Annotated in this window: 22 protein-coding genes; 21 read left to right on the top strand and 1 reads right to left on the bottom strand. The window is 58.6% G+C overall.

The features are described 5' to 3' along the window. Nucleotides 1-32 precede the first annotated feature (32 nt). A complete protein-coding gene (locus ACR0D9_RS01265) occupies nucleotides 33-1223 on the top strand; it encodes a DegT/DnrJ/EryC1/StrS family aminotransferase (protein WP_480486225.1) in 1191 nt (396 codons plus the stop codon). 164 nt (nucleotides 1224-1387) lie between these two features. Then, nucleotides 1388-2551: an isovaleryl-CoA dehydrogenase gene (locus ACR0D9_RS01270; protein WP_480537446.1), complete on the top strand. Its 1164-nt coding sequence runs from the start codon at nucleotides 1388-1390 to the stop codon at nucleotides 2549-2551. A 50-nt stretch (nucleotides 2552-2601) separates the two neighbouring features. Here ACR0D9_RS01270 and ACR0D9_RS01275 read toward each other — a convergent pair whose 3' ends face one another. Further along, nucleotides 2602-3207 carry an OmpW/AlkL family protein gene (locus ACR0D9_RS01275; RefSeq protein ID WP_209504463.1) on the bottom strand — a complete coding sequence of 202 codons (606 nt, stop codon included), beginning with the start codon at nucleotides 3205-3207 and terminating at the stop codon, nucleotides 2602-2604. Nucleotides 3208-3343: 136 nt separating this feature from the next. Here ACR0D9_RS01275 and ACR0D9_RS01280 point away from each other — a divergent pair, with 136 nt between their 5' ends. From ACR0D9_RS01280 to ACR0D9_RS01370, 19 genes are all read left to right on the top strand, one after another. Further along, entirely contained in the window at nucleotides 3344-4867 is a 1524-nt protein-coding gene (locus ACR0D9_RS01280; RefSeq protein WP_480537447.1) for an AMP-binding protein, read from the top strand. Beyond that, nucleotides 4864-5238 (top strand): hypothetical protein, encoded by a 375-nt coding sequence (locus ACR0D9_RS01285; protein ID WP_480481792.1) that lies wholly within the window; start codon nucleotides 4864-4866, stop codon nucleotides 5236-5238. The genes ACR0D9_RS01280 and ACR0D9_RS01285 overlap by 4 nt, the downstream gene beginning before the upstream one ends. Continuing rightward, on the top strand, nucleotides 5235-6842 hold the full coding sequence (locus tag ACR0D9_RS01290) for a carboxyl transferase domain-containing protein (RefSeq protein WP_480537448.1): 1608 nt from the start codon (nucleotides 5235-5237) through the stop codon (nucleotides 6840-6842). The genes ACR0D9_RS01285 and ACR0D9_RS01290 overlap by 4 nt, the downstream gene beginning before the upstream one ends. 1 nt (nucleotide 6843) lies before the next feature. After that, nucleotides 6844-7269 (top strand): ASCH domain-containing protein, encoded by a 426-nt coding sequence (locus tag ACR0D9_RS01295; RefSeq protein WP_480537449.1) that lies wholly within the window; start codon nucleotides 6844-6846, stop codon nucleotides 7267-7269. A 3-nt stretch (nucleotides 7270-7272) separates the two neighbouring features. Beyond that, complete coding sequence (locus ACR0D9_RS01300; protein ID WP_480537450.1) at nucleotides 7273-9204, top strand: acetyl/propionyl/methylcrotonyl-CoA carboxylase subunit alpha; 1932 nt, start codon at nucleotides 7273-7275, stop codon at nucleotides 9202-9204. Between the two features lie 78 nt (nucleotides 9205-9282). Further along, complete coding sequence (locus ACR0D9_RS01305) at nucleotides 9283-10134, top strand: hydroxymethylglutaryl-CoA lyase (protein WP_480476073.1); 852 nt, start codon at nucleotides 9283-9285, stop codon at nucleotides 10132-10134. A gap of 1 nt (nucleotide 10135) precedes the next feature. Continuing rightward, nucleotides 10136-10918, top strand: coding sequence for a crotonase/enoyl-CoA hydratase family protein (locus tag ACR0D9_RS01310; protein WP_480476075.1), 783 nt, complete (start codon nucleotides 10136-10138; stop codon nucleotides 10916-10918). 193 nt (nucleotides 10919-11111) lie between these two features. After that, nucleotides 11112-11477: an NADH-quinone oxidoreductase subunit A gene (locus ACR0D9_RS01315; protein ID WP_209504455.1), complete on the top strand. Its 366-nt coding sequence runs from the start codon at nucleotides 11112-11114 to the stop codon at nucleotides 11475-11477. Then, nucleotides 11468-12001 carry a NuoB/complex I 20 kDa subunit family protein gene (locus ACR0D9_RS01320; RefSeq protein WP_209504454.1) on the top strand — a complete coding sequence of 178 codons (534 nt, stop codon included), beginning with the start codon at nucleotides 11468-11470 and terminating at the stop codon, nucleotides 11999-12001. Before ACR0D9_RS01315 ends, ACR0D9_RS01320 begins: the two co-directional genes overlap by 10 nt. A 12-nt stretch (nucleotides 12002-12013) precedes the next feature. After that, entirely contained in the window at nucleotides 12014-12619 is a 606-nt protein-coding gene (locus ACR0D9_RS01325; protein WP_267362853.1) for an NADH-quinone oxidoreductase subunit C, read from the top strand. After that, entirely contained in the window at nucleotides 12619-12792 is a 174-nt protein-coding gene (locus tag ACR0D9_RS01330) for a hypothetical protein (RefSeq protein ID WP_010442775.1), read from the top strand. The genes ACR0D9_RS01325 and ACR0D9_RS01330 overlap by 1 nt, the downstream gene beginning before the upstream one ends. A gap of 1 nt (nucleotide 12793) precedes the next feature. Continuing rightward, nucleotides 12794-12916, top strand: a complete 123-nt coding sequence (locus ACR0D9_RS01335) for a hypothetical protein (protein ID WP_267362849.1) — start codon at nucleotides 12794-12796, stop codon at nucleotides 12914-12916. Continuing rightward, on the top strand, nucleotides 12916-14139 hold the full coding sequence (locus ACR0D9_RS01340) for an NADH-quinone oxidoreductase subunit D (protein WP_171631140.1): 1224 nt from the start codon (nucleotides 12916-12918) through the stop codon (nucleotides 14137-14139). Before ACR0D9_RS01335 ends, ACR0D9_RS01340 begins: the two co-directional genes overlap by 1 nt. Next, nucleotides 14139-15239 (top strand): NADH-quinone oxidoreductase subunit NuoE, encoded by a 1101-nt coding sequence (gene nuoE, locus ACR0D9_RS01345; protein WP_480481786.1) that lies wholly within the window; start codon nucleotides 14139-14141, stop codon nucleotides 15237-15239. Before ACR0D9_RS01340 ends, nuoE begins: the two co-directional genes overlap by 1 nt. Before the next feature lie 30 nt (nucleotides 15240-15269). After that, on the top strand, nucleotides 15270-15491 hold the full coding sequence (locus ACR0D9_RS01350; RefSeq protein WP_209598087.1) for a DUF5337 domain-containing protein: 222 nt from the start codon (nucleotides 15270-15272) through the stop codon (nucleotides 15489-15491). Nucleotides 15492-15503: 12 nt separating this feature from the next. Continuing rightward, entirely contained in the window at nucleotides 15504-16802 is a 1299-nt protein-coding gene (gene nuoF / locus ACR0D9_RS01355; protein WP_209504919.1) for an NADH-quinone oxidoreductase subunit NuoF, read from the top strand. 6 nt (nucleotides 16803-16808) lie between these two features. Continuing rightward, entirely contained in the window at nucleotides 16809-17225 is a 417-nt protein-coding gene (locus ACR0D9_RS01360; protein ID WP_480481785.1) for an MAPEG family protein, read from the top strand. 37 nt (nucleotides 17226-17262) lie between these two features. Beyond that, nucleotides 17263-17613, top strand: a complete 351-nt coding sequence (locus tag ACR0D9_RS01365) for a hypothetical protein (RefSeq protein WP_267362834.1) — start codon at nucleotides 17263-17265, stop codon at nucleotides 17611-17613. Between the two features lie 98 nt (nucleotides 17614-17711). Continuing rightward, nucleotides 17712-18116: a DUF5333 domain-containing protein gene (locus ACR0D9_RS01370; RefSeq protein ID WP_480481784.1), complete on the top strand. Its 405-nt coding sequence runs from the start codon at nucleotides 17712-17714 to the stop codon at nucleotides 18114-18116. Nucleotide 18117 lies beyond the last annotated feature (1 nt).

The raw sequence follows: 18117 nt of genomic DNA on the forward strand, positions 1-18117 counted from the left end.
ACCGGAACCTGTCGGAGATCCAGAAAAAGACCATGACGGAAACATTCACTGGTAATTTCACACAGCAGGAACCCCTTCCAGACGACGCTATCGAGGCAGCGCTGGCTGTTCTGCGTCACGGGCGGCTGCATCGCTATAACGTGGTCCCCGGTGAGTTGGGGGAAACGGCCCTGCTAGAGCAGGAATTTGCTGCACAGATGGGGTCCAAGTATTGCCTGGCGGTTTCCTCTGGCGGGTATGCGCTTGCCACCGCGTTGCGGGCCGTCGGTGTGCAGCCGGGCGACCCGGTTCTGACCAACGCGTTCACTCTGGCCCCGGTGCCGGGATCAATTGCCTCGGTCGGGGCGCGTGCGATCTTTGTCGGCGTCTCCGAAAACCTGACCATCGATCTGGAGGATCTTGAGGGCAAACTGGATCAGGCCCGTGTCCTGATGCTCAGCCATATGCGCGGGCATCTGTGCGACATGGATCGTCTGATGCAGATGTGTGACGCGGCAGGCGTTATCGTGATCGAGGATTGCGCACACACGATGGGCGCGGCTTGGCGCGGTCAGTTGTCGGGACGGCAGGGCGCGGTCGGGTGTTATTCCTGCCAGACCTATAAGCACGTAAACTCGGGCGAGGGCGGTTTGCTGGTTACTGATGACGCGGAACTGGCGGCCAAGGCTACAATGCTGTCGGGCTCATACATGCTGTATGAACGCCATCTGGCGGCGCCGGGACCTGAAGTGTTCGAGCGGATAAAGTACACCACACCCAATGTGTCCGGTCGCATGGACAATTTGCGTGCCGCCATCCTGCGCCCTCAGTTGCGGGATCTGGACCGGCAGGTGAAACGGTGGAACGAGCGCTATCGCGAGATCGAGACCGGGCTGCGCGGCACTCCGGGCCTGACGATAGTCGAGCGACCCGAAGAGGAAACCTATGTCGGGTCTTCGATCCAGTTCCTGCTTTTGGATTGGTCGCCTGAGCGGATAGCGGACGTTATCAGCCGCTGCGCCGCGCGTGGGGTCGAGATCAAATGGTTTGGCGGGGCTGAGCCAACAGGGTTCACGTCGCGCTATGACAGCTGGAGATATTTCGAAAGCGAACGGATGCCGGAAAGTGACCGTGTTCTGGCAGGCATCATGGATATGCGTGTGCCGCTGACCTTTTCGCTGGAGGATTGCCGAGTGATCGCGCGCATCATCCGAGCCGAAGTGGGCGCAGTTTATCAATCCTAGCCAAACAGAGTGCGCTTTCAGCGCACGCTCGACCCTTGAGAGCGCCGCCCGGTCCGGGCGGCGTTTTGTGTTTTGGTCCAGGCTTTCACAAAGATTGACCGGAGACAGATTCGCTGTTAGAGATTTATTGAACACTTGTTCATTAATGCGGAGGGAGGACACAGATGTTCATGGCCACGATGAAGTTTGATCTGGGTGAGGATGTGAACGCCCTGCGCGAGATGGTACATCGGTGGGCGCAGGAGCGCGTCAAGCCGATGGCGGCTGAGATTGATGCCAAGAACAGCTTTCCGAATGAACTGTGGAAAGAAATGGGAGAGCTTGGTCTTTTGGGTGTCACCGTGCCAGAAGAATACGGCGGTGCGGGCATGTCCTATTTGGCGCATACAATTGCTGTCGAAGAGGTCGCGCGCGCCTCGGCCTCGGTTTCGCTGTCTTATGGGGCGCATTCCAATCTGTGTGTGAACCAGATCAAGCTGAACGGTACGAAAGAGCAAAAACAGAAATACCTGCCGCGCCTGGTCTCGGGCGAACATGTAGGCGCGCTGGCAATGTCGGAACCTTCCGCAGGTTCGGACGTGGTGTCGATGAAGCTGCGGGCGGAAAAACGCAACGACCATTACCGCCTGAACGGCAACAAGTACTGGATCACAAACGGGCCGGACGCGGATACACTGGTGGTTTATGCCAAGACGGACCCCGATGCCGGATCAAAAGGCATTACCGCATTTCTGATTGAAAAAGAGATGAAGGGTTTTTCGACCTCGCCCCATTTCGACAAGCTGGGGATGCGCGGGTCGAACACGGCTGAACTGATCTTTGAAGATGTCGAAGTGCCGTTCGAGAACGTGTTGGGAGAAGAGGGCAAGGGCGTAGCCGTGCTCATGTCAGGTCTGGATTATGAGCGCGTGGTTCTGGCCGGGATCGGCACCGGCATCATGGCCGCCTGTCTGGATGAGGTGATGCCGTATCTGGCCGAGCGCAAGCAATTCGGCAAACCGATTGGCAGCTTCCAACTGATGCAGGGCAAGATTGCCGACATGTATACCGCGATGAACTCGGCGCGGGCCTATGTCTATGAGGTGGCTAAGGCCTGTGATCGTGGGGACGTCACCCGGCAGGATGCAGCGGCGTGCTGTCTTTACGCATCCGAACAGGCGATGGTTCAGGCGCATCAGGCGGTTCAGGCGCTGGGCGGGGCAGGGTTTCTGTCTGACGCACCGGTTAGCCGGATCTTCCGGGACGCCAAGCTGATGGAGATCGGCGCAGGCACCAGCGAGATTCGACGGATGCTGATCGGCCGGGAAATGATGAACGAAATGCGCTGAATGAAGACGCCCCGCAGACGAGGTTACAGCGGGGCGTTTCGATCAAAGGATCAGAAGCGATGAACGTAGGATATACCGACCAGCCAAGGGTCGATGTTCGCAGTGCCAATATCGGCTCCGTTCAGCGTGACGTCCGAGTCGATGTCGAACCAGCGTACATTCAGACGGACCGCACCTTTGTCGGTGATCATGTAGTCGAGACCGGCTTGCAGCGAAACGCCGAAGGAATCATCGACCTTGAGGTTGCCAAGGGCAGATTGCTCGTCAAAGAAGATGGTATAGTTCAGACCGGCACCGACATAGGGCTTCCAGGCGCTATTGGTCGGGAAGTGATAGTTCAGCGACAAGGTGGGCGGCAGATGCTTGACGCTGCCAGCGTCCACGCTTCCGCCCAAGGTGACGTTATGTTTGAACGGGGTCGCGGCCAGCAGCTCGATCCCCAGGTTGTCCTGGATGAAATACTCGGCGGTGAAGATCGGGCGCGTATCCGAGTCGATATCGGCGCTCAGGCCGGCCAGTGTTCCGTTGTTGGATTTCGGGTCCAGGTACCCCACACCGATGCCGAGCGTCCAATCCCCCTGAGATTGGGCAAACGCAGGAGCAGCCAGAGCCACCAACGCGGTGGAAAGGGTCAATGCGGCGAGTTTCTTGGTCATTGTCTTGCCTTTGGTTCTGTTGATGACCTTGGTGTTGCAGCGATTGGAACTGCCCACTCTGATCTGCATCAAGTTTATGTGAAGGAGTTGGGTGCAGTTGAACCGAGAAGTGCAGGAAATATAGGGAAAATTCGCCGTGCTAACCGCTGAGCGCATACCGGGTTTGCGCCCGGATGGAGGCTGGGATCTGCCGGACAGGCTGAACATGGCGCAGCAGTGCCTGCGGCATGCGGGGGACCGGGTCGCGCTGATCGATTTGACCGGACCTGACCCGCAGCACATCAGCTTTGCGCAGCTGTCGCAAATGACAGACGGAATAGCCCGCGCATTATTGCGCCATGTGAAGCCCGGTGATCGCGTCGGAGTGTTGCTGAGCCAGTCGCCATGGTGTGCGGCGGCCCATCTGGCGATCTGGAAGATCGGGGCTGTGTCGGTCCCTTTGTTCAAACTGTTCAAGCAGGACGCGCTGCGGTCGCGGGTCAGTGACGCAGGTGCCGGGATTGTACTGACCGACGCCGAAGGGGCTGATCTGTTGGGTGATCTGGCCACGCCCTTGATTGCAGCGGAAATTGGCGAAGACGGTCCCGCTGTACCATTTGCCGCGACCGGCCCTGACGATCCGGCTGTGTTGATCTATACCTCGGGCACAACCGGCAGCCCGAAGGGCGCGCTGCATGGGCACCGGGTTCTGACCGGTCATTTGCCAGGGGTTTCGATCAGCCATAATCACTTGCGCGAAGGCGATTGTCTTTGGACCCCGGCGGATTGGGCGTGGATCGGCGGGTTGTTCGACGTGCTGATGCCGGGTCTTGCGCTGGGCATTCCTGTTGTCGCGGCACGGCTTGAGAAATTCACCCCCGAGGCCTGCGCTGACATCATCGCGCGTGGCGGGGTACGGAACGTCTTTTTCCCACCAACGGCGCTGCGAATGCTCAAGGCAGCAGATCAGGTGATCCCCGGTCTGCGCTCGGTCGCGTCCGGGGGTGAACCGCTGGGTGCCGAAATGCTGGCATGGGGACAGAAGGCCTTTGGTCTGACGATCAACGAGTTTTACGGCCAGACCGAGTGCAACATGGTCGTATCCTCCTGCGCCGAGGATTTCCCTGTGCGCCCCGGCTGTATCGGCCAACCGGTGCCGGGGCATGAGGTTGCGGTGATTGATGAGGACGGAAACCCGACCGGGGACGAGGGCGACGTCGCCATCCGGCGCGGCTCGGCCTCGATGCTGCTGGAATACTGGAACCGCCCCGAAGCGACCGCAGACAAGTTTCGCGGCGACTGGCTGATCACCGGCGACCGCGGCGTGTGGGAGGGCGACTATCTGCGATTTGTCGGTCGGGACGATGACGTGATCACGTCCGCTGGGTATCGCATCGGTCCCGCCGAGATCGAGGATTGCCTGCTGACCCACCCAGCCGTGGCGACTGTGGGTGTGGTCGGAAAACCCGACCCGCTGCGGACTGAGATCGTGAAGGCTTATGTGGTGTTGAAGCCGGGTGCTGAGGCGGCGGAGCAGGAGTTGCAGGACTGGGTCAAAGACCGTCTGGCGCATTATTCGTATCCGCGCGAGGTGGCGTTTCTGGAGGAGCTGCCGATGACGGTGACGGGGAAGGTGATCCGAAAGGAACTGAAGGCGCGGGCGGCGGGGGAATTGAAATGAATAAGATTCTGCGGCGTCTGTCAGGGTTAAAGTGCCCTAAATGTGGGGTGCCGCAGCCCTTGAGTGTTTTGAACACTATGGTTGGCAGTGAGGAGTACGTGCCAGCTGTAAGGTGTGGTAACTGCGAAGCTTGGCTGCGCGTTAAGTCCAAGAATGGGGTTTTTCATTTCTTACTATTGCTTTTTCTGATGACGCTGCCTTTGCCATTCTTGGCACTGGATGAGATTAGTATCAATTTGAACAACCCTGAAGGGCTGTTCAATTGGCCCCTCTCGTCTTCTGCAAAGAGCGTAATCTTCTACATAATTTACTTCGCAGTGGTGGTCTTGCCCATAAGTAATCGGGCATTGAAGGTGGATATCTACAAATGAAACTCACATCCAAAGCCATGCCCGGCTCCGAGGGCTTCAAGACAAACCGCACCGCTCATCTCGATGCGCTGGCGCAAATCTCTGCTGCTGCCGAAGCAGCCCGCATGGGCGGGGGCGAGAAATCCCGCGCGCGGCATGAATCCCGAGGCAAGATGTTGCCGCGCAGGCGGGTGGCGAACCTGCTTGATCCGGGGTCGCCGTTCCTTGAAATCGGGGCGACAGCGGCACATGGGATGTATGGCGATGCAGCACCTTGTGCCGGGGTCATCGCGGGGATTGGCCGGGTGCAGGGGCGCGAAGTCATGGTGGTGTGTAACGATGCCACCGTGAAGGGTGGCACCTATTATCCGATGACCGTCAAGAAGCACCTGCGCGCGCAGGAGATTGCCGAGGAAAACCATCTGCCCTGCATCTATCTGGTCGACAGCGGCGGCGCGAACCTGCCCAATCAGGATGAGGTGTTCCCCGACCGCGACCATTTTGGCCGTATTTTCTACAATCAGGCGCGGATGAGCGCGAAGGGTATCCCTCAGATTGCCGTGGTGATGGGATCATGCACGGCGGGTGGGGCCTATGTACCTGCGATGTCCGATGTGACGATCATCGTAAAGGAACAGGGCACGATCTTTCTGGCAGGGCCACCATTGGTCAAAGCTGCAACGGGTGAGGTTGTTAGCGCCGAGGATCTGGGTGGCGGCGATGTGCACACACGCCTGTCGGGTGTGGCGGATTATCTGGCCGAAGATGATGCACATGCGCTGGCATTGGCGCGGCGGGCTGTCGGGTCATTGGGGGGTGCCGGGCTGAAGCCCGGCCTACTGTTCGAAGCACCCGAGGAGCCAGCTTATGATCCGGATGAAATTCTGGGTGTCGTTCCCGCCGACTTGCGCACGCCCTATGACATCCGTGAAGTGATCGCACGGCTGGTCGATGGCTCTCGGTTTGATGAGTTCAAACCCCGCTTTGGCGAGACACTGGTCACCGGCTTTGCCCATGTCAAAGGGTGCCCAGTCGGGATCATTGCCAACAATGGCGTGCTGTTCTCGGAGGCTGCGCAAAAGGGCGCGCATTTTGTCGAGCTGTGTTCGCAGCGCAAAACGCCCCTGGTCTTCCTGCAGAACATCACCGGCTTTATGGTAGGCCGCAAATACGAGAACGAAGGGATCGCCCGCCACGGCGCCAAGATGGTGACGGCAGTTGCAACGACGAGCGTTCCCAAGATCACGATGCTGGTGGGCGGCTCGTTTGGGGCCGGGAACTATGGCATGGCAGGACGCGCCTATCAGCCAAGGTTTCTGTGGACATGGCCGAACTCTCGGATTTCGGTGATGGGGGGCGAGCAGGCCGCAGGCGTATTGGCGACAGTCAGGCGCGATGGGATCGAACGACAGGGCGGCACCTGGTCGGCCGAGGAAGAGGCCGAATTCAAACGTCCGACGCTGGAGATGTTCGAAGAGCAATCGCACCCGCTTTATGCCTCGGCCCGTCTCTGGGATGACGGCATCATCGACCCGCGCAAAAGTCGCGATGTGCTCGCCTTGTCTCTGAGCGCCGCACTGAACGCCCCGATAGAGGAGACACGTTTCGGCGTGTTCAGGATGTAAGATGAACGTTTCATTGAATGACGTCATGGCACGCTATCCGGGTGCCCAGACTTTCAAGTTTGGTGACAATGCCCGGCTGAGTGCTGAGCTGCTGGCATTGGTACGATCAGGGCGGAAAACGGCAACCTGTGGTGCGTTGCGCGACTATCCCGAAGGCAGCCCTGACACTCCTGTGGTCGGTCGGAGGGATATTGCGATGGAATGGGATGATCGTCCGGCCTTGGTGATCGAAACGGTCGAGGTCTCGACCTGCCGATACTGCGACGTAACCGAGGATTTCGCGTTGGCAGAGGGCGAAAATGAAACGCTTGAGGGATGGAGAGAGGGTCATCGCCAGTATTTCGAACGCAATGGCGGATTTGATCCCGAGATGGTGCTGCTATGCGAGCGATTTCGACTTGTCGAAGATCTGGCGGTTGAGGGGTAAGCTATGTTCAACAAAATCCTGATTGCCAACCGGGGCGAGATTGCTTGCCGGGTTATGGAAACCGCTCAGAGGATGGGCGTATCTTGCGTTGCTGTTTATTCCGATGCGGACGCGGCGGCCAAGCATGTGCAGATGGCGGATGAGGCCATTCATATCGGCGGCCCCGCCCCGGCGGAAAGCTATCTGAAGGGCGATGTGATCATTCAGGCGGCGCTGGATACCGGCGCGCAGGCTATTCATCCCGGCTATGGATTCCTGTCAGAGAACCCCGATTTTGTCGACGCGGTCGAGGCCGCGGGTTTGACCTTTATCGGCCCATCAGAGGATGCGATCCGCAAAATGGGCCTCAAGGATGCGGCCAAGGTGTTGATGGAACAGGCTGGCGTGCCCGTGGTGCCCGGCTATCACGGCGACAATCAGGATCCCGAACACCTGGCGGGGGCGGCTGACGCCATCGGCTATCCGGTTCTGATCAAGGCCGTTGCGGGCGGTGGCGGCAAGGGAATGCGCCTTGTTGAACGGCCTCAGGATTTCGCCGCCGCGCTCGACAGCGCGCGGGGCGAGGCCAAGACCGCTTTTGGCAACGACGCCGTGCTGGTCGAGAAATTCGTGGCCAAACCCCGCCATATCGAAGTGCAGGTGTTTGGCGATGGTAAACATGCCGTGCATCTGTTCGAACGCGACTGCTCGTTGCAACGCCGCCATCAGAAGGTGATCGAAGAGGCTCCGGCGCCGGGTATGACGGCTGAGATGCGCGAGGCTATGGGTCAGGCTGGTGTGCGCGCCGCCGAGGCGATCGGGTATAAGGGCGCAGGCACGGTTGAATTCATTGTCGATGCCTCAGACGGGCTGCGCCCCGACAGGTTCTGGTTCATGGAGATGAACACGCGCCTACAGGTGGAACATCCGGTAACAGAGGCCATCACTGGCGTCGATCTGGTCGAATGGCAGTTGCGCGTTGCGGCAGGAGAGAGCCTTCCCAGGCAACAGGATGATCTGTCGATCTCGGGTCACGCATTCGAGGCCCGGCTTTATGCCGAGGATGTACCAAAAGGGTTCTTGCCGGCGACAGGTACATTGACCCATCTGGTTTTCCCGGCCAACTGCCGTGCGGATAGTGGCGTTCGCACAGGTGACACGATCAGCCCCTGGTATGACCCGATGATTGCCAAAGTGGTGGTGCATGGTCCGACCCGCGCGGTTGCGCTTGAGACGTTGCACCGAGTGCTGCGGGAGACCGAAGTGGCGGGCACCGTTACGAATCTCGCCTTTCTGGGAGCGCTGACCCGCCATGACGGATTTGCCTCGGGCGATGTGGATACGGGCCTGATCGGGCGCGATCTTGACGGGTTGGTGCGGGAATCGCCGACTTCGGCCACAACCGCAGTTGCGGCTGCTATGACCGCACTGGATTTGGTTAATGTCACGCCTGACACCGGGTTTTCGCTCTGGGCTCCGTTGCATCGGGCGGTGCAGCTGTCCGATCAGGGAGAGGTTCTTGATCTGGACGTGCAGGTCGACGGGCCGGATCGCCAGCTTTGGCAGCTGGGCGAACACCGTGTCGCGGCCGAGCGGATCTCGGGGCAGTGGACGCTGAACGGCGCACCGATGCCGCGGGTCGCTGTCAGCGGAACAACTTTGACCGTATTTACCGACTACGGTCACAGTTTCGACGTTATCGACCCGCTGGACCGGGATGCCAGCGCGACGGGTGACACCAACGTGATCGAGGCGCCGATGCCGGGTCTGGTCAAGGCAGTTTTTGCCACCGCGGGGCAGACCGTTCAGGAAGGCGACCGTTTGGCCATTCTGGAAGCGATGAAAATGGAGCATTCGTTGCTGGCCGCGCGCGATGGTGTGGTGGCCGAGGTGCTGGTCGAAGATGGCGCGCAGGTCGAGGCTGGGGCAGCTTTGGTGCGTTTGGAAGAAGAGTGATCTGTACCCGCGCGGCTTGACGTGGCACGGTCGCGCGATCCGTATTTGGAATGAGAACAAGCCATAAGGGGTTCTGACATGGGTGATCTGGTCGAAATCTACGAGGTTGGACCGCGCGACGGGCTACAAAACGAAACACGTGAGATACCGGTTGCCGACAAGGTGGCGCTGATCAATTGCCTCAGCCGCGCCGGGTTTCGACGGATCGAAGTTGCAAGCTTTGTCTCTCCCAAATGGGTGCCTCAAATGGCGGGGTCGGCGCAGGTTCTGGCCGGTATTACCCGCGCGGACGGCGTGCGCTACGCGGCGTTGACGCCGAATATGCGCGGATACGAGGATGCGCTGGCTGCCGAAGCGGATGAGATTGCCATTTTCGCGTCGGCTTCCGAGGGGTTTTCCAAGGCAAACATCAATGCCTCGATCGCCGAGTCAATCGAACGGTTCACGCCGATTCTCGAAGCGGCGCGTCATATCGACCTTCCGGTTCGCGGCTACGTCTCTTGCGTGACGGATTGCCCCTATGATGGCCCGACCCCGCCCGAGAAAGTCGCCGAAATTGCCGACCGGTTGTTTGCGTTGGGCTGTTACGAGGTGTCATTGGGGGACACGATCGGGCAAGGCACGCCAGACAAGATTGCGCATATGCTTCTGGCGGTTCGGGAAAGGGTTCCTGTGACGCGGCTTGCCGGGCATTTTCATGACACCAATGGGCGTGCAATCGACAATATCGATGCGGCACTTTCGCTGGGTGTGCGTGTGTTCGACGCGGCCGTGGGTGGGCTTGGCGGTTGCCCATATGCTCCGGGGGCTGCGGGTAATGTCGCGACTGAAACCGTTGCAGCGCATTTGCACCGGTTGGGCTATCAAACCGGTCTGGATATCGATGTGGTCGAAGAGGCCGCGCAGATGGCCAAGGCGTTGAGAGGCTAACATGTTCGAAACAATCTCGATTTCAGCAGACGAACGCGGTGTTGCCACGTTAACTCTGGACCGGGCGGAAAAGCACAACGCGCTCTCGGGTCAGATGATTGCCGAGCTGACACAGGCCGCGTCGCAACTGGGTCAGGATGGCACTGTCAGAGCGGTCGTTCTGGCTGCTGCGGGAAAGACGTTTTGCGCTGGTGGTGATCTGGGATGGATGCAGGACCAGATGGCGGCCGACAAGGCGACGCGGTTTGTCGAGGCGCGCAAGCTGGCCGAGATGTTGCAGGCGTTGAACACGATGCCCAAACCCCTGATCGGGGCGCTACAAGGCAACGCCTTTGGCGGAGGTGTTGGAATGGCGGCCGTGTGCGATGTCGCCATCGGTGTAGATAGTCTGAAGATGGGACTGACCGAGACCCGGCTTGGGCTGATCCCAGCGACAATCGGCCCTTATGTTATCGCTCGTATGGGTGAGGCGCGGGCACGGCGTGTATTCATGTCGGCCCGGTTGTTCGATGCGCCCGAAGCGGTTGATTTGGGATTGCTGGCAAAGGCTGTGCCTCCCGAGCAGCTTGCGGCTGCGATAGAAGATGAACTCCGGCCCTATCTTTCGTGCGCGCCGGGGGCAGTTGCATCTGCCAAGGCATTGGTTCGAACTCTGGGACCTCGTATTGATGATGCCACAATCGACCAGACCATCAACGAACTGGTCGAGCGCTGGGAAACGGAAGAGGCACGTGAAGGGATCGCGGCGTTCTTCGAAAAACGTAAACCTGCATGGAATAAGTAAGTTTACCGAGTTTCCGTAAGCCAATGCAAATCGCTCGTGATGCGATTCTATGCCGCGCTGTCAAGCGTATGTTTGATGGCAGAGGGGGCTGTGTTCGGTTGACCCTCTGACCCGGCGGGGATAGAGAATGTCCAGTCAACACGCCAATTGACGGCGCACCCGACAAGATGCGTGCGCAAGAAAGGAGCTATTCGTGGAAGACCTGCTGCGGGAGTATCTCCCGATTCTGGTGTTTCTGGCCGTTGCCGTAGGCCTTGGAATCGTCCTGATTCTTGCCGCCGTTGTACTGGCTGTCCGCAATCCCGACCCCGAAAAGGTCAGCGCATATGAATGTGGCTTCAATGCATTCGACGATGCGCGAATGAAATTTGACGTCCGATTCTATCTGGTCTCGATTCTCTTCATCATCTTTGATCTTGAGATCGCATTCCTGTTTCCCTGGGCTGTCGGGTTCCGCGATATCAGCGATGTCGGCTTCTGGTCGATGATGGTGTTTCTGGCCGTGCTGACCATCGGCTTTGCCTATGAGTGGAAGAAAGGGGCCCTGGAATGGGAGTGATGACCGGTGCAAATACCGCTGGCGTCGACAAAGAAGTCGCCACTCAGGCCCTGAATGCCGAGTTGCAGGACAAAGGTTTTCTGCTGACCTCGAGCGAGGATATTATCAACTGGGCCCGTACGGGTTCGCTGCATTGGATGACCTTTGGTCTGGCCTGCTGCGCGGTTGAAATGATGCACACTTCGATGCCGCGCTATGATGCGGAACGTTTCGGCATCGCGCCACGCGCCTCTCCGCGCCAATCTGACGTGATGATCGTGGCTGGCACGCTGACCAACAAGATGGCCCCTGCCTTGCGCAAGGTTTACGACCAAATGCCCGAGCCGCGCTATGTGATCTCGATGGGGTCCTGCGCGAATGGCGGTGGCTACTACCACTATTCCTATTCCGTCGTACGTGGCTGTGACCGGGTTGTTCCGGTGGATATTTATGTGCCCGGCTGCCCTCCGACCGCCGAGGCGCTGCTTTACGGTCTGCTACAGCTACAACGCAAAATCCGCCGCACCGGCACAATTGTACGCTGAGGGGAAGGGTAGATGAGCGAAGCACTCAAAGAACTCGGCACCCAGCTTGAACTGAAACGAGCCGATTGTGTTCTGTCCTGGGATGTGACCCATGGTGAGCTGAACGTCGATGTGGCGCCGTCGAACCTCGTGGAATTCGTAGAATTTCTGCGGTCGGACCAAAATTGCAAGTTCTCGACACTGGTGGATATCACCGGCGTCGATTACCCCGAACGCGCCAAGCGGTTCGACGTGGTGTATCACTTCCTTTCGATGTACCAGAACCAGCGCATCCGTCTGCGGGTTTCGATCCGCGAAGATGACATGGTGCCTTCGATAGTCGATATCCACCCCTCGGCCAACTGGTTCGAGCGTGAGGTGTTCGACATGTTCGGCATCCTGTTCTCGGGCCATCCAGACTTGCGGCGCATCCTGACGGATTATGGCTTCCGTGGCCATCCGCTGCGCAAGGATTTCCCGACCACGGGCTACACCGAGGTGCGTTATGACGAGGCGCAGAAACGCGTCGTCTACGAGCCGGTCAGTCTGGTGCAGGAGTACCGTCAGTTTGATTTCATGTCCCCATGGGAAGGTGCGAACTACATTCTGCCAGGGGATGAGAAACAGGAGACCGAATAATGGGTGGCATCTGGTGGCTGATCCTGTCTGCGCTGACCATCATTCCGATGGTGAAGATTTTGCCGTTCTTCGGGATCAACAAATACTGGTGCCTGCTGTGTCTGGTTCCCTTTGGCACGATCGCATTGCTGTGGTGGGTCGGGCTGAAACTGCAAGAGTTGGAGCGCCGCTGAGATGATAGGTGAGTTGATCATTCTGGGCGCGTTTGGGGTTCTACTGGCCGGGTCTGCGGTCAAGGCGGTCGAGGCCGAAAAGGTCCGGGTTCGGGCCGAAGCAAAGAAGAAACGAGGGCGTTGATGGACGGCTCAAGATATGATGACGGCAGCACGGACGCGCTGAGCGGCGAGCAGAAGATCCGCAACTTCAACATCAACTTTGGCCCGCAACACCCCGCGGCGCATGGAGTTTTGCGTCTGGTGCTCGAGTTGGACGGCGAGATTGTCGAACGTTGCGACCCGCATATCGGCCTGCTGCATCGTGGCACCGAAAAGCTGATGGAAAGCCGGACGTATCTGCAAAACCTGCCGTATTTCGACCGTCTGGACTATGTGGCACCGATGAACCAGGAACATGCCTGGTGTCTGGCCATCGAAAAGCTGACCGGGGTCGAGGTGCCGCGCCGGGGTTCGCTGATCCGGGTGCTGTATTCCGAGATCGGGCGCATTCTGAACCACCTGCTGAACGTGACGACACAGGCGATGGATGTGGGCGCTCTGACCCCACCGCTGTGGGGTTTTGAAGAACGCGAAAAGCTGATGGTGTTTTATGAGCGTGCCTGTGGCGCCCGCCTGCACGCCGCTTATTTCCGCCCCGGTGGTGTCCATCAGGACCTGCCGCCCGAACTGCTGGACGATATCGAGGCCTGGAGTCACGAATTCCCAAGCGTTCTTGATGACATTGACGGGCTGCTGACCGAAAACCGCATCTTCAAGCAGCGCAACGCCGATATCGGCGTGGTGACCGAGGATGACATCCAGAAATACGGCTTCTCGGGCGTGATGGTGCGTGGATCGGGTCTGGCCTGGGACCTGCGTCGCGCGCAGCCCTACGAGTGCTATGATGAGTTTGAATTCCAGATTCCCGTCGGCAAGAACGGCGATTGCTATGACCGCTATCTTGTCCGCATGGAGGAAATGCGCCAGTCGCTGCTGATCATCCGTCAGGCCATCGCCAAAATCCGCGAGTGTCCCGGTGACGTTCTGGCCCGCGGCAAGATCACTCCACCGAAACGCTCGGACATGAAGACCTCGATGGAGAGCCTGATCCATCACTTCAAGCTGTATACCGAAGGCTTCCACGTGCCTGCCGGTGAGGTCTATGCTGCCGTCGAAGCCCCCAAGGGCGAGTTCGGCGTCTATCTGGTCGCCGACGGCACCAACAAACCCTACCGCGCCAAACTGCGCGCGCCGGGTTTCCTGCACCTGCAAGCCATGGACCACGTTGCCAAGGGCCACCAACTGGCCGACGTCGCCGCAATCATCGGCACCATGGACGTCGTATTTGGAGAGATTGACCGCTAATGCTCCGCCGTCTTCACCCCGAACAACCCGATAGCTTTGCCTTCACCACTGCCAACCAGCAATGGGCCGAAGCGCAGATCACCAAATACCCCGAAGGCCGTCAGGCCAGCGCGGTCATTCCGCTTCTGTGGCGCGCGCAGGAACAAGAGGGATGGCTGAGCCGTCCGGCGATTGAATCCGTCGCCGACATGCTGGGTATGGCCTATATCCGTGTGCTTGAGGTTGCTTCGTTTTACTTCATGTTCCAACTGCAACCCGTTGGGTCGGCTGCGCATATTCAGGTTTGTGGTACGACCTCCTGCATGATCTGCGGAGCAGAGGACCTGATTGCGGTCTGTAAGGAAAAGATCTCGGCGAAACCGCACGAACTGTCGGCTGATGGCAAGCTGAGTTGGGAAGAGGTCGAATGCCTTGGCTCCTGCACCAATGCGCCGATGGCGCAGATCGGCAAGGATTACTACGAAGACCTGACCGCCGAGAGCTTTGGCAAGATCCTCGATGATCTGGTGGCGGGGAAAGTTCCGACGCCGGGCCCACAAAACGGACGTTATGCTGCTGAACCGCTCAAAGGGCTGACCAGTCTGACCGATCATGAGGCCGGAAAGGCCCGGTATAACGCCAGCGTCGAACTGGCCACCGGTATTGGCGATACGGTCAAGCGCATCGACGGGACCGAGGTTCCGATCCTCACCCCTTGGTTGGGCAAGGATGGCAAGGCGGCAGCGACAAAAGCGGCACCGAAGCCGCCCAAAGCGCCAGCCCCGGCGAAACCTGCTGCGAAACAGGCCGCTGAGGCGAAGGCAGCGAAAGAGGACCAGCCCGAAACACTGGCAGGCGCGCGCGACGGCAAGGCAGATAACCTGAAACTGTTGAAAGGCGTAGGCCCCAAGCTGGAGCAGACGCTGAACGAGCTGGGCTTCTTCCACTATGATCAGATCGCTGCCTGGACACCGGAACAGGTCGCCTGGGTCGATGCACGGTTGAAGTTCAAGGGCCGGATCGAACGCGATGGCTGGATTGAACAGGCAGCCAAGCTTGCGGCGGGTGAGGAAACCGAATTTGCCAAACGTGCCAAGGAAGATGGCACCTACAAAGACTAAACGGGTGCCCTATCCGGGCATCGGGGGATGATGGACAAGGACAAGGATCAGGCTATAGCCCGAAAGGGCCGACATATCGGCATCGTCATTGCGGTGACGATGGTGATCTGGCTTGCCATGAACCTGTTCATTGGCCCTGCGCTGGGTTTAACGGCCCGGCACGCGCTGCTGTTTGATTTTGCCGCTCTGGCGGCATTCATTTATGCGGGTGTGAACATTTTTCAACTCTGGCGCATGCGTCAGGACAGCTGAAGGTAACGAATGATGCTGAAGGATCAGGACCGGATCTTTACCAACATCTACGGGATGCACGAACGCACGCTGAAAGGCGCGCAAGCCCGCGGGCATTGGGACGGCACAGCTGGCCTGATTGAAAAGGGCCGGGACTGGATCATTCAGACAATGAAGGATTCGGGGCTGCGCGGACGCGGCGGTGCGGGCTTCCCAACTGGCCTGAAATGGTCGTTCATGCCAAAGGAAAGCGACGGTCGCCCTTCCTATCTGGTTGTGAATGCAGATGAATCCGAGCCCGGCACCTGCAAAGACCGTGAGATCATGCGCCATGATCCCCACACGTTGATTGAAGGGTGTCTGATCGCCTCTTTCGCGATGAACGCACATACCTGCTATATTTACCTGCGCGGCGAATACATCCGCGAGCGTGAGGCATTGCAGGCTGCGATTGATGAGGCCTATGACGCGGGGCTTCTTGGCAAAAATGCCGCTGGTTCGGGCTGGGATTTCGATCTTTTCCTTCATCACGGGGCTGGGGCCTATATTTGTGGCGAGGAAACCGCCCTGATTGAAAGCCTTGAGGGCAAAAAGGGCATGCCGCGGATGAAACCTCCGTTCCCGGCGGGTGCCGGGCTGTACGGATGTCCGACCACTGTGAACAACGTGGAATCCATCGCGGTGGTGCCGACCATTCTGCGTCGGGGTGCGGATTGGTTCGCTGGATTTGGTCGCCAGAACAACGCCGGTACCAAGCTGTTTGCGATCTCGGGCCACGTGAACAACCCATGTGTCGTCGAAGAGGCGATGTCGATCCCGTTCGAACAGCTGATCGAAACCCATTGCGGCGGCATTCGCGGCGGGTGGGATAATCTTCTGGCGGTTATCCCTGGTGGGTCCTCGGTTCCCTGCGTGCGCGGTGAAAACATGCGCGACGCGATCATGGATTTCGATTACCTGCGCAATGATCTGGGGTCGGGTCTGGGTACGGCAGCGGTGATTGTGATGGACAAATCCACCGACATCATCAAGGCGATCTGGCGCCTGTCGAAGTTTTACAAGCATGAAAGCTGTGGCCAGTGTACGCCGTGTCGCGAAGGCACCGGCTGGATGATGCGTGTGATGGATCGTCTGGTGCGTGGCGAGGCTGAACTGGAAGAGATCGACATGTTGTTTGACGTGACCAAACAGGTCGAAGGACACACTATCTGCGCTTTGGGCGATGCGGCCGCCTGGCCGATCCAAGGCCTGATCCGCAATTTCCGGGAAGAGATCGAAGACCGCATCAAGGCTCAGAAATCGGGCCGTATGGGTGCGATGGCAGCGGAGTGAACGAAGATGGAAGTGTTTGCTGAATATAGCCACGCGATTGCGTCGGTTGTGCTATTCACGCTGGTTGTATTGTTTCTGGCGCCGTTTTCGGCACTGGCCAAACAAGCCAAAGGGCTGGCACCCGGTGCGACACCCGAGCAGGACTATGCCGACAAGGCGTATCGTCTGAACCGGGCCTATCTGAATGGAACGGAAACACTTCCTGCGTTTGTGACTGTCATAACAGCGGCGATTTTGCTGGGCGTCAGCCCGTTCTGGGTAAACCTGCTGGCCTCAGTGGCGTTGGTTGCGCGCTTGGCGATGCTGGTTGTGCACCTGAAAGGGATTGGCAAGCCAAGCAGCGGTCCGCGGACAATTCTGTATGTGATCGGCTGGGTGTGCATGGTCGTGATCGGGCTTATGGCATTGGTGGCGGCGTTTTGATGGCGACGCAGCGGAACAGAAAACAAAGAGGGAAAGTATGAAGGCCCCCAAAGCCCTTATTGTTGTGTTGGCGCTGGCTGGTGTTTCTGCATGCGGTCTGGTGAAGCCGTCGGCAGACCGGCTTTTGTTCGACGGCAAGTCGTTCAGGGCCAAGGCGAAGGTGGTCAACAAGAAAACCTCGCCCGCGGACTTTACGGTTGTCGTCAAAGGCGTCTCTGCTTCACTCGATGGTGCGCGCGAGGCCGGACGTCATGAAGGTACCAAATTCTGCATCCAGAACTTCGGATCGTCTCGGATTGCTTGGAAGGTGGGTCCGGATACTGACCCGCAGAACCTCAGCGTCAGCAATGATCAACTGACATTTGCAGGAACCTGCCAGCGGCCATGACCGGTGTTTTTCCATATCTTCGGTGGGCGGGCAGGGTGTTATTGCCTAGCAGCGGCAAACCGCTTCGTCTTGGACAGTCCAAGACGAAAGGAAAACCCATGTCTGTTGTAAAACTAGTTGCCCTCGCATCGCTGATGGCCTTGCCGACGGTGACAGAAGCAAAGCCGCCCTTGAGGGATGTCAAAGAGATCGACAACGAACTCTACTACATCGCCATTGCAAATGAGATTTCCGAGTTCTGCCCGTCGATCAGCGGGCGGCGATTGAAAGCGATCAGTGTGATGTGGGGACTGCGGTCCAAAGCGAATAATCTGGGGTACTCGGACACGGAAATCCGCTCCTATGTCGAGTCGGATGCTGAAAAGGATCGGATGCGGACCAAGGGCGAGGCTTATCTGGCGAATAACGGCGTGTCCTACGACAACCCCAAAACATTCTGCTCTCTGGGGCAGAAAGAAATCCAAAGAAACAGCGCCATTGGCGTTTATTTGAGAGCGAATTGAG

It is taken from the genome of Ruegeria sp. AK11 (assembly GCF_056541095.1).

Bases quoted from the DNA above. Each gene is read 5' to 3' on its own strand.
- ACR0D9_RS01265 (WP_480486225.1), top strand. From the start codon at position 33: ATGACGGAAACATTCACTGGTAATTTCACACAGCAGGAACCCCTTCCA.
- ACR0D9_RS01270 (WP_480537446.1), top strand. From the start codon at position 1,388: ATGTTCATGGCCACGATGAAGTTTGATCTGGGTGAGGATGTGAACGCC.
- ACR0D9_RS01275 (WP_209504463.1), bottom strand. From the start codon at position 3,207: ATGACCAAGAAACTCGCCGCATTGACCCTTTCCACCGCGTTGGTGGCT.
- ACR0D9_RS01285 (WP_480481792.1), top strand. From the start codon at position 4,864: ATGAATAAGATTCTGCGGCGTCTGTCAGGGTTAAAGTGCCCTAAATGT.
- ACR0D9_RS01290 (WP_480537448.1), top strand. From the start codon at position 5,235: ATGAAACTCACATCCAAAGCCATGCCCGGCTCCGAGGGCTTCAAGACA.
- ACR0D9_RS01295 (WP_480537449.1), top strand. From the start codon at position 6,844: ATGAACGTTTCATTGAATGACGTCATGGCACGCTATCCGGGTGCCCAG.
- ACR0D9_RS01300 (WP_480537450.1), top strand. From the start codon at position 7,273: ATGTTCAACAAAATCCTGATTGCCAACCGGGGCGAGATTGCTTGCCGG.
- ACR0D9_RS01305 (WP_480476073.1), top strand. From the start codon at position 9,283: ATGGGTGATCTGGTCGAAATCTACGAGGTTGGACCGCGCGACGGGCTA.
- ACR0D9_RS01310 (WP_480476075.1), top strand. From the start codon at position 10,136: ATGTTCGAAACAATCTCGATTTCAGCAGACGAACGCGGTGTTGCCACG.
- ACR0D9_RS01320 (WP_209504454.1), top strand. From the start codon at position 11,468: ATGGGAGTGATGACCGGTGCAAATACCGCTGGCGTCGACAAAGAAGTC.
- ACR0D9_RS01325 (WP_267362853.1), top strand. From the start codon at position 12,014: ATGAGCGAAGCACTCAAAGAACTCGGCACCCAGCTTGAACTGAAACGA.
- ACR0D9_RS01330 (WP_010442775.1), top strand. From the start codon at position 12,619: ATGGGTGGCATCTGGTGGCTGATCCTGTCTGCGCTGACCATCATTCCG.
- ACR0D9_RS01335 (WP_267362849.1), top strand. From the start codon at position 12,794: ATGATAGGTGAGTTGATCATTCTGGGCGCGTTTGGGGTTCTACTGGCC.
- ACR0D9_RS01340 (WP_171631140.1), top strand. From the start codon at position 12,916: ATGGACGGCTCAAGATATGATGACGGCAGCACGGACGCGCTGAGCGGC.
- nuoE (WP_480481786.1), top strand. From the start codon at position 14,139: ATGCTCCGCCGTCTTCACCCCGAACAACCCGATAGCTTTGCCTTCACC.
- ACR0D9_RS01350 (WP_209598087.1), top strand. From the start codon at position 15,270: ATGGACAAGGACAAGGATCAGGCTATAGCCCGAAAGGGCCGACATATC.
- nuoF (WP_209504919.1), top strand. From the start codon at position 15,504: ATGCTGAAGGATCAGGACCGGATCTTTACCAACATCTACGGGATGCAC.
- ACR0D9_RS01360 (WP_480481785.1), top strand. From the start codon at position 16,809: ATGGAAGTGTTTGCTGAATATAGCCACGCGATTGCGTCGGTTGTGCTA.
- ACR0D9_RS01365 (WP_267362834.1), top strand. From the start codon at position 17,263: ATGAAGGCCCCCAAAGCCCTTATTGTTGTGTTGGCGCTGGCTGGTGTT.
- ACR0D9_RS01370 (WP_480481784.1), top strand. From the start codon at position 17,712: ATGTCTGTTGTAAAACTAGTTGCCCTCGCATCGCTGATGGCCTTGCCG.